The 9,529-nt window shown below is 71.3% G+C and carries 13 protein-coding genes; 5 read left to right on the plus strand and 8 right to left on the minus strand.

Going from position 1 to position 9,529, the window contains the following annotated elements:
- Positions 1-296 precede the first annotated feature (296 nt).
- From KS423_RS28940 to KS423_RS28965, 6 genes are all read right to left on the minus strand, one after another.
- Complete coding sequence (locus KS423_RS28940; protein ID WP_224282727.1) at positions 297-929, minus strand: AAA family ATPase; 633 nt, start codon at positions 927-929, stop codon at positions 297-299.
- 82 nt (positions 930-1,011) lie between these two features.
- A complete protein-coding gene (locus KS423_RS28945; RefSeq protein WP_224282728.1) occupies positions 1,012-1,353 on the minus strand; it encodes a hypothetical protein in 342 nt (113 codons plus the stop codon).
- Positions 1,354-1,572: 219 nt separating this feature from the next.
- The gene (locus tag KS423_RS28950; protein WP_224282729.1) at positions 1,573-2,100 is read right to left on the minus strand and encodes a GNAT family N-acetyltransferase; all 528 of its coding nucleotides are present in this window, start codon (positions 2,098-2,100) and stop codon (positions 1,573-1,575) included.
- Between the two features lie 245 nt (positions 2,101-2,345).
- Entirely contained in the window at positions 2,346-2,510 is a 165-nt protein-coding gene (locus KS423_RS28955; protein WP_224282730.1) for a hypothetical protein, read from the minus strand.
- On the minus strand, positions 2,498-2,758 hold the full coding sequence (locus KS423_RS28960) for a hypothetical protein (protein WP_224282731.1): 261 nt from the start codon (positions 2,756-2,758) through the stop codon (positions 2,498-2,500). Before KS423_RS28960 ends, KS423_RS28955 begins: the two co-directional genes overlap by 13 nt.
- A complete protein-coding gene (locus tag KS423_RS28965) occupies positions 2,755-3,216 on the minus strand; it encodes an ATP-binding protein (protein ID WP_224282732.1) in 462 nt (153 codons plus the stop codon). The genes KS423_RS28960 and KS423_RS28965 overlap by 4 nt, the downstream gene beginning before the upstream one ends.
- Before the next feature lie 199 nt (positions 3,217-3,415).
- Here KS423_RS28965 and KS423_RS28970 point away from each other — a divergent pair, with 199 nt between their 5' ends.
- Entirely contained in the window at positions 3,416-4,264 is an 849-nt protein-coding gene (locus KS423_RS28970) for a helix-turn-helix transcriptional regulator (protein WP_224282733.1), read from the plus strand.
- The gene (locus KS423_RS28975; RefSeq protein WP_224282734.1) at positions 4,261-4,482 is read left to right on the plus strand and encodes a DUF397 domain-containing protein; all 222 of its coding nucleotides are present in this window, start codon (positions 4,261-4,263) and stop codon (positions 4,480-4,482) included. Before KS423_RS28970 ends, KS423_RS28975 begins: the two co-directional genes overlap by 4 nt.
- A gap of 53 nt (positions 4,483-4,535) precedes the next feature.
- On the opposite strand, the gene KS423_RS28980 is transcribed toward KS423_RS28975, so the two are convergent.
- The gene (locus KS423_RS28980; RefSeq protein WP_224282735.1) at positions 4,536-5,273 is read right to left on the minus strand and encodes a LuxR C-terminal-related transcriptional regulator; all 738 of its coding nucleotides are present in this window, start codon (positions 5,271-5,273) and stop codon (positions 4,536-4,538) included.
- A 214-nt stretch (positions 5,274-5,487) separates the two neighbouring features.
- Here KS423_RS28980 and KS423_RS28985 point away from each other — a divergent pair, with 214 nt between their 5' ends.
- Positions 5,488-6,885, plus strand: a complete 1,398-nt coding sequence (locus KS423_RS28985; RefSeq protein WP_224282736.1) for a hydrolytic protein — start codon at positions 5,488-5,490, stop codon at positions 6,883-6,885.
- A gap of 320 nt (positions 6,886-7,205) precedes the next feature.
- On the opposite strand, the gene KS423_RS28990 is transcribed toward KS423_RS28985, so the two are convergent.
- Positions 7,206-8,423 (minus strand): GNAT family N-acetyltransferase, encoded by a 1,218-nt coding sequence (locus tag KS423_RS28990; RefSeq protein ID WP_224282737.1) that lies wholly within the window; start codon positions 8,421-8,423, stop codon positions 7,206-7,208.
- A gap of 206 nt (positions 8,424-8,629) precedes the next feature.
- On the opposite strand from KS423_RS28990, the gene KS423_RS28995 reads away from it, so the two are divergent.
- Entirely contained in the window at positions 8,630-9,220 is a 591-nt protein-coding gene (locus KS423_RS28995) for a sigma-70 family RNA polymerase sigma factor (protein ID WP_374120045.1), read from the plus strand.
- Positions 9,221-9,304: 84 nt separating this feature from the next.
- The coding region (locus tag KS423_RS29000; protein ID WP_224282738.1) for a MerR family transcriptional regulator at positions 9,305-9,529 on the plus strand (225 nt) is incomplete at its 3' end.

A 9,529-nucleotide genomic window follows, 5' to 3' on the forward strand; every position in this document is an offset into this window, starting at 1 on the left:
GGCGACGGTGCCCAGGGTCACCAGGGCCGTCGCGAGCGCGAGCAGCACCGCGACGGCGGCCCGGGCCGGCCGCCGGATGGTGCGGGGAGTGCCGGTGGCGCCGATCACGCTCGACCTCACAGGTTGCAGGGGCGGTCTCCCCCGCAGTCTCCCCGGCCCGGCCGGGCGACGGGAGAGCCCGGGCACCCTCGGCGGGGGAAACAACCGGTGTCCCCGAAGGGCAGGCCGCCCGCACCTCGCGTAAGAAGGAGAAGTCGGCCGGTCCGACTTCCGGTGCGCGCCTCCGCCGCCGGGGCTCAGTCGAACCGGATGTGCCTGAGCCCTGTCCAGGCTCGGCGGACGCGTCCCCGCAGTGCGCTGTCGGTGTTCGGAGCGAGAGTCAGTCCCGAAGAGTCGGCGATGTGGTCGGCGACCTGCGGGATCGTGAGCCGATCGGTCCACACGTGCTGGGCGAACTCCTCCTCGCGCAAACGCTCCAGACACAGGTCGAGCTTCGACACGGCGAAGCTCTCCCGACGCAGCGGGGCGTCCTTCCCGGCCACGAACTGCACGACATGCCCGAACCCACGTTCGCGCAGCCGCTGCAGCACGGTCCCGCGCTCGGCCAGCAACGTGAAGTGCCGGACGTCATGGCCTCGCTCTCGCAGCCGGCCGACGGTCTCGCGGAAGTACGCCGGCTCCACGACCGTCATCGGCGCGATCACCACACCGTCGTGACCGGTGAGAACACGGTCCAGAACTTCGAAGACACCTTGTCGCCAGGCCGGGAGATCCTGGAAGTCCCCGCGCAGCGACGGCGGCATCATCCGGTGCAGGCCGAAGCCCACGTGCTCGGGGTCGCAGATGACGCTCCCGGTCAGGCGCCACTGGATCTCGTGCGCGGTCTGAGTCTTGCCGGCGCCGAACGGGCCGTTGATCCACAGGAGCATGCAGCGACCCTACTGCGCCCGACAGGGCACGGGCCCGGTCCGCCCGGGCCGGCGTACACGTGGATGGTGCTCGACCACGCGGTCAGTAGCCGTAGTCGGGCCTCAGTTCGCCGGAGGCCTCGGCGCACAGGACGAGGGTCTGGTGCGGGTGCGTGGCGGGGGCGGAGGTGACGAGGCTGTGGGCCCGGAACGCGTGCAGGAACTCCCGCACGGCCGTGGCCTGTTCCTCGGCCCATTCCTGCCAGCGCCCGTGGGCGAGCGAGACGCCGATCTCGTCCCGGTACCCGAACGACTCGGATCGGCTGTCCACGACGGCGCACGCGAGCGGGGGCAGGATGCGGCGGAGCACCGCGCCGCGGTCGCTCCAGCCGGGGATCTGCCAGGTCCGTCGAAGGAGGCCGGGATCGAGCTCGACGCCCGGCACCTTGAGGAGGGCGAGTTCTTCGGCGCTGCCCCAGTGACACTCGCAGTCGTACTCGTCGACTGCCCGGTCGCCCCGCGGAAGACGGGATCAAGGCGCTCCAGGGCCGCGTCGAGGCAGCAAGGCCATGGGTCCGGAAACGCCTTGTGGCCGCCGGCAGAGCCGGCCCCAGGCAAGTCGACTCCCTCGCCCGATTCCGCCGACGGATCTCCGGCGCGGACACTAGTTGCCGAGGAGCCGCTCCCACAGCAGCCCGTCCCGCCAGCGCCCGTCGAGAAAGATCGCGGAGTGCGCGACGCCGTACGGGCTGAACCCGTTGCGACGCAGCACCCGCTGCGACGGCAGATTCTCCAGATTGGTGGACGCCTCGGCTCGGTGCAACCCGAGTTCGTCGGTCATCACTTGGAGTACGAGCCCGACGGCGCGCCCGGCGTGGCCTTGATTCTGGGCGACACTGGCGATCCAGTACCCGACGGAGCCGCGGCGCAGGTGCGGCTGAGGCAGGATGCCTCCGACGGTGACCTGCCCGATCACCTGGTCGTCGGCAAGTACCACGCCCGGCCAGACCGTGCCGGCCCGGTATCCGGCCAGCAGCCTGTCGATCCGCTCCGCCTGTCCCTCCGTGGTGAAGAAGTCGTCCGGCTGGGCCGGTTCCCATGGCCGAAAGGCCTCGACGTCCCGCCGCCGATGCGCTGCGATCGGGGCCGCGTCAATGGGCTCGACCAGGCGGATCCGGGTGCTGCTGCGCATGGGCCGACCTCGTCTCGGTGCGTCGGATGAGACGGCCAGCCTATGCAACGGTCCTCGTGCGGTTGGTCGGTCGGGCAGGTTACGTCGCGGTCAATGGGACAGCCGGGCTGCATGCCCGGCTGTCCCACCGTTATTGGCAGGTCTGCGTGGGGTGTGTGTTGCATGGGAAGTCGGCCGGGTCGACTTCCTGCGCATGCCTCCGCCGCCCGGTGGGCCCGGCCGGGCGGCGTGGGCGGGGTGGGGCTTCAGCCCACGGGTTGGCGGTCGCGGTCGCGGTCTCGCCCGGGGGCGGTGGTCGCGATGGGATCCGGGCGGTGGGGCATCCGCAGGACGGCGACCGCGCCGAGGCCGACGACGGCGATGGCGACGAGCAGGAGGAGAGGAAGGGCGAGGTCGATCAGAAGTCGCACGGAGCCTCGGCCTTCTCGTAGTGACGGAGGACCGCGAGGAGGTTGAGGACAGTACTGGCCGGGGCGCAGCCGAAGCGGACCAGGACGCGGCCGTCGACCACCTGGTCCGTGGCCAGGGAGGGCCGGATGAGGCCGAACGTGCGGCCGCGTTCACGGAGTTCGTCGAGCAGGGAGGCGACCTCCGGCTCGGTGTAGGTGCGCATGACCGGGTCGGCCGGCCCGGTCGGGCGGCGGTGGTCGGCGGTCACGCGGCGGCGTCCAGTTCGAACCAGCAGGACTTCCCGGACTTCCGCGGCTCCGCCCCGAAGCGATGGGTGAGCGAGCGAACCAGGTGCAGGCCCCGGCCGGAGACGGCATAGGGGTCGGAGCTGTCGCGCTCGGCCGGGAGAAGGGGACTGCCGTCGCTGACGGAAACCCGCAGGACGCGGTCGAGCAGCGCGATGACGACGAGCGGCGCCGCACTGCCGCCGTGGCGCCAGGCATTGACGAACAGTTCGAGGAGCGCGACCTCGGCATCGGCGACCAGGTCGGGCGTCCACCCGGCGCGCGCCATGGCCTCGCGCAACTCCTCGCGCGCGGCCGACCAGTCAGGGGGGATTTCATGGGGGAACACGATGAAACCTCCGTGGGACTCCAGGGATGACCATCGATCGATCAAAACCGCGATCGAAGCGATGGAATGACGAACGGAAAAACGCAGCCGCATCGCAGAGTTGGTTACGCAGAGCATTCAGCCAGATACACACAGCATGACGCCAGGGCCATCACATGTGCAAGCTGACCAAACTAATCTGCAAAATCTCATATCGAACCCGAATTCGGTGCCACCCTCCGTCAGTCGTCGGTAGCGCCTACGCAACCAGCAAGGGCAGACTGGTCCACCGATAGGTCAGGAGGGGCACCGCATGGCGGTATCAACCGTTCGCCGTCGTCGGCTGGGCGAGGAGCTGCGACGGCTCCGGGAGCAAGCGATGATCGCCGCAGACACGGCAGCCGACGCCACCGGCATGAGCCTGGCCAAGCTGAACCGAATCGAGAACGCCCGCACGGCGGCCAAGATCGAGGACGTCAACAAGCTCCTCGACCACTACGGTTGCGACGACGAAGAGTTCCGCGCCAGCTTGATCGCCATTACGAAGGACGGCAGCAAGCGCGGCTGGTGGCTGAGCTACCGCGACGTGATCAATGTGTCCGCAACCGACCTGATCATGCTTGAGACCGAGGCATCGACCTTCAAGACCTACGAACCCTCCTTCATTCCAGGGCTCTTCCAAACTGCCGAATACGCTCGGCTGGTCATCGACCGACTCCGGACCACGAAGACCGGCACGGTTGACGACCTCGTACAGGTCCGCATGGCACGACAGTCCATCCTCACCCGCCCGAACCCCGTTGAGCTCTGGGCGGTCATCCATGAAGCCACGCTCCGAGCCATCGCGAATCGCCCCGACATCATGGGCCCGCAACTCGACAAGCTGCTCACTTTGAGCCGGCTGGCGAACGTCAGCATCCAGGTGATGCCAACAGGTGCGGCGATCCACCCGGGCATGAGCGGCTCGTTCGCCCTGCTCGGATTCCCTCAGCGGAAGGACCTCGACGTCGTCTTCGTCGAAGGCATGCTCGCCGGATTCTGGATCGAGGACCCGGCCGACGTCGAGCTCTACCGGGCGAAGTTCCAGGAGATCACGGCTGAAGCCCTTTCTGTCGACTCCTCGATCGAGTTCATCACCGCACAGAGAGAACTGATCAAGTGACCCACTACCCCGACGCCGAGGCGACTGGCTTCACCTTTCGGAAATCGAGCTACAGCGGCGGCAACGAGAACTGTCTCGAATACGCGATCCTCCCCGAGGCCGTCGCAGTCCGAGACAGCAAAGACCCTTCCGGCCCGGCCCTGGCCTTCGGTCGGGCGGCCCACGCAGCCTTCATCGCCGCCGTCGCTACCGGGGAGTTCGACTTCGGGCTCCTCTGAACACATCCAGCCTCAGCGGTGCCTCGCCCACACTGGGCGAGGCACCGCTGCCCCTAGATCAGCCCGCGCCGCATCGCATAGCCCACCGCGTGTGCCCGGTTGCGCAGGCCGAGGCGGGTGATGATCTCGTGCAGCACGTTCTTGACGGTGCGTTCCGAGTACGACGTCTTGGTGGCGATCTCGCTGGTGTCGAAGCCCTCGGCTACCAGCCGCAGCATCTCCGTCTCCCGGGCCGTCAGCGTCGAGAGGGTCAGGCCCCGCCCGTCGAGCATGGTGCGCTGGAGCATCCCGATCCGGTCGAGCAGCTCGCCCAACAGGTCCCCCGGCATCACCCCCTCGCCGTTGGCCAGGGCGGTGATCAGGTGCACCAGCCGGTCCTGGTCGGCCTCGGAGCGGCGCAGCACGGCGGCGACGCCGCACTCGACTATGGTCTGCAGCCCGCCGGCCTCGAAGTGCCCCACCACCAGGCCAATCCGGCCCGAGGTGGCGAGCCGCAGCCGGCGCAGGTGCTCGGTCACCGTCTCGGTCAACGCGTCGACCACCAGCAGGGAGACCTCCGCCCGCCCGGCCTCGCTCTCGCTCAGCAGCTCCACCTCGGGCCGCTGGCGCAGCTGCTGGACCACGCCGGTCTGCAGGATGAGGTCCTCCGCGTACACCGCCACCCGCACCTGGCCCCGCCTGCCGCGCAGCTGCTCGGGGACGCGCGGCCCGGCAGCACTGCCGGGCCGCGGCGCCGCCCCGGTCCGGCGGTTGGTGACGGCTTCCTCACGGGTTGTATCGGTCGACGTCATCGAACTACTCCATTCTCTGATCCTGCGAGGGTGACGGCCGGCCGCCGCGAGGCGAGGCCGGCCGGGGGAATGTGGGGGCGGGTCACGCGGAGTCGGGCCGGACTCGCGACCGCGCCGGGCGGGGTCTTCGTTCGGTCCGTGCGGGCAAGGAGTGTGCCCCCAGCTTGCCCGTACGGCCCTCTCCCTCGGCGCCGTACGGCCCTACCGTCACGCTATGACCACATCCGCCGAACTCGGCCTGCCCGCACTGACGGTGGCCCCCGGTGGCGTGGCCACCACGACCCTGACGGTACGCAACGATCTTGACATCGTTGAGGCTTACACGTTCGAGGTGGTCGGCGACTGTGCCGCGTGGACGACGGTCGAGCCGGCCCGGGTCTCGCTCTTCCCGGGGACCTCCGAGACGGTGACGGTCCGGCTGGCTCCGCCGCGCTCCCCCGCCACCCGGGCCGGCGAGTTCCCGCTCGGCATCCGGGTGCTGCCGGTCGAGCGCCCCGACCTGGTGACGGTCCCCGAGACCACGGTCACCGTGACGCCGTTCCACGAACTGCGGGCCGCGCTCGCACCGCGCCGTCGCCGCGGCTGGCTGCGCGGACGCTACCGGGCCTCGGTGCGCAACCTCGGGAACGCTCCCACCGGTGTGACGTTCACTCCCGGACAGGCGGGCGAGGACCTGCGGTTCCGGGTCACCCCGGAGAAGCTGCGGCTGGAGCCCGGCGAGTCCGGAGAGGTGCGGGTGCAGGCGCGCACCCGCAAGCTGATCTGGTTCGGCAAACCCGCGACCTGGCCGTTCGAGGTGACGGTGGGCCCGGAGGAGCGGACGGACGGCAAGGACGGGAAGAACGGCAAGGACGGCGACAAGGGGACGGAAGGCAAGCCCGAGACCGCTCCGGAGGCCGCGCCGGCGCCTGCTCAGAAGCCCGTCCTGGAAGGCGAGTTCCTTCAGCTGCCGGTCTTCCCCAAGTGGCTGCTCGCGCTCCTGGCGGCGCTGATCGCGCTGCTGCTGGCCTGGTTCGCCCTGGTCCGCCCGGCGGTGCGCAGCTCCGCGAAGCAGGCCGCCGAGCAGGCCGTCGCCCAGCAGAGCGCCACCCCGACGCCGCCCGCCGGTGCTCCGGTCGGCGACGCGTCGGGCGCCCCCTCCAACGGGAACACGCCCGGCGGCCAGACCAAGCCGGGCGCCGGGAAGCCGACCGCCGGCCCGGGCAGTCAGGGCGGCCCCGGCGCGGGCCCGGCGGTGCCGGGGACAGGGCAGCAGTTCTCCGAAACGATCGACGTGCAGACCGCGAACGGCGCCGCCGGGACGGGCAGTTACCCGGTGCCGCACGGCAAGGTCCTCGACATCACGGACATCGTGGTCGCCAACTTCCAGGGCGACCAGGGCGTGGTGACCATCACGGCCGGCAACAAGACGATCACCACCATCGCCTTGGAGACCTTCCGCAACCAGGACTACCACTGGGTGACTCCCATCCAGGTCCCCGAGGACCAGGCCGTGACGGCGAACGTGACCTGCGAGGCGCCGGGCACTCCGGCCTCGGGCAAGCAGGCGGCCGCGTGCCACGAACTCCTCAACATCAGCGGCACGCTGAGCGACATCCGGCCGGGGAACTGAACGTTTCCGGGCCGTTCGTCTCCGGATTCCCCCTCCTCCCGCATCCCCCCTCACATCTCGTGATCATGTCAACACCCGACGGACACTGTTGCATCGTGCACCCGAACGGACCAAGCCGACCCGCCCGCAACACGCCGCGATCTGTCCTCCCGGGGCAACCGGCCTGGTACTCCAGGGCAACCGGTCCGCCCCTACGGGCGATGCGGTGGCCCCGGGAAAGCCGAACGCCGGCCCCGCCCGTTCAAGGGCGGGGCCGGCGTTCGGCTTGATCCCGTTCGGCGTGATCCCGGTCGGCGTGATCGCCGTCGGCGGCCGCCGGATCAGAACCAGTGCAGGCAGTGCGGGGCGCGCTCGGCGCGGAACAGGGCGTCGGCGAGGACGGCCGCGCCGGGGCGGTGGGCGCGGATGTGCCCGGCCCGGACGAGTGCGCTCGGGGCGGTGCCACCGAGGTAGACCGCGCCCAGGTCCCGCACGTCCAGGGACAGGTCGGGCTCCCGGTCCGTCGGGACGCACTCGGCCTTCCCGCCCCGGACGGTCAGCAGGTACCGGTGGTGCTCGCCGAGGAACGGGTCGTCGACGTCCAGGACCAGCTCTCCGTCCGTGAACCAGGCGCGCGAGGTCAGCGCGCGCGGTACGTCCAGCAGCCGCACCCACAGCCAGTCGGTGTGGTTGCTCAGCTGGCCCGCGTTGAAGTCCGCGAGCTGCCAGCGCAGTGGGTGGTCGGGCGGGTGGTGACGGAACGCGACCTGGGCGACCAGGTCGTGGCCGAGCACGAACCGGGCCAGGTCCGTGTAGCCGGCGTCGTCGACGGCGACGGTCTCGTCCACCGTCAGGGTGTCGTCGCCGATCCAGTAGCTGGCGTACCCGTCCGGGGTGCCGTCGGCGTCGCGGTGGACGGCGACGTAACGCGGCGTCGGGGCGATCGGGACCTGCCCCGCGCCCAGCTGCCACCAGCGGCGCGGCCGGGACAGCGCGCCGGGCTGGACGCGGCGGTAGCGGTCGTAGACCTCCTCCACGACCTCCCCGCACTCGGCCCGCCGCAGCAGTTCGACCGAACCGCTCACCGGCGCCCCGGCCCCCTGCGCCCGGGGAGCGGCGAAGGCGGCCTGGTGCCGCTGCACCGTGAGTCGCTGGGTGTACGTCGCCGGTCCGTAGCCGAACCGGCCGTAGATCCCGGCCTCGGAGGCCAGCAGCACGGAGAGGAACTCCCCCCGGGCCCGCAGATCGGCGAGCTGACGCCGCATCATCGCGGTGAGTATGCCCTGGCGACGGTGGGTGGGCAGGACGCCGACGGCCGTCACCCCGGCGACGGGGACGACGACCCGGCCGGGCAGGGTGAGCTCGAAGGTGTGCGCACCGGCGGTGCCGACGGGCCGTCCGTCCGCCGTCACGGCGAGCAGATTGCGGTCCATCTCGGTCGCCGCCCACCAGACTCCGCCGCCGTTCGCGTCCGGGGTGTCCGGGAAGCGCCCCAGCGCGGCGTGGAAGGTGTCGACGAAGGTGCCGAGGTCCTGGTCGGTCGTGGAACGGATCTCCATGCGGCGCTGCTGCCTCCCCGCGATACCGGCGCCACCCGTTGTGGCGCTCCCCGAAGTGCAGCGTTACCGCGCGGGCCGGTCAACCGAATTACCGGCGGCCGGGCTTCCGGAGCGAAACGCTGCACAAAGGCTGCGAGTGGTCTCGCCGTTCCGAAACGCTGCACAGTGCCGGTGTGACCACGCGAGCCCACCCGCCCCTCGCCGCAGTGCCCGCCCCGGCGCCCGCCGCGCCCGTCCCGGTGTCGGCCGCGGAGTTGGGCGCCCTGGTCGCGGCGGTGGCCCGGGGCGACCGGACGGCGTACACGCGGCTGTACCGGGCCGTGGCGACCCCGGTGTACGGGATCGCGCTGCGGACGCTGCGCAGCCCCGCCCACGCCGAGGAGGTGGCCCAGGAGGTGCTGCTGGAGGTCTGGCGCACCGCCGCCGCCTACCGGCCGGCCCGTGGAACGGTCATGGCCTGGGTGCTCACCATCGCCCACCGCCGGGCGGTGGACCGGGCCAGGGCGGCGCGCGCCGCCGCCGACCGCGAACTGCGGGCGGCCCTGCGGGAACAGCCGGTCCTTGAGCCGGCCACCGAACCGGTCGCCGAGCAGGTCGAGCGGACCTTCGACGCGCTCCGGGTGCGGTCCGCGCTCGCCCGGCTGAGCGGCGTCCAGCGCGAGTCGCTCGTGCTGGCCTACTACGGCGGGTACGCACAGCGCGAGATCGCCCGGATCCTGGGTGTGCCGCTGGGCACGGTGAAGACCCGCACGCGGGACGGGCTCCTACGGCTGCGGGCGGCCTTCGACGGGCTCTGACACCCGGGCCCGGCAGAGGATCATGGGAACGGCGAAGGACGCCGGGACGTCGAGGGCGCTTCGGACTTCCGGAGGAGGGACACGATGGGTGCCGACGAGGCGGGCATGCCGACCGGGAGCGTGGCCCGACTCCTCGGCGTGTCCCCGACCACGGTCCGCTCCTGGGAGCGCCGCTACGGCATCGGCCCCTCCCGCCGCGCCCCCGGCCACCACCGCCGCTGGACCCCCGAGGACATCGCCCTGCTCGAAGCCATGTGCCGCCTGGCGGCCCGCGGCGTGCGCCCGGCCGAAGCCGCCCGGGCCGTGCTG

This window comes from Streptomyces sp. LS1784, from assembly GCF_020103755.1.
Classification (GTDB): Bacteria; Actinomycetota; Actinomycetes; order Streptomycetales; family Streptomycetaceae; genus Kitasatospora.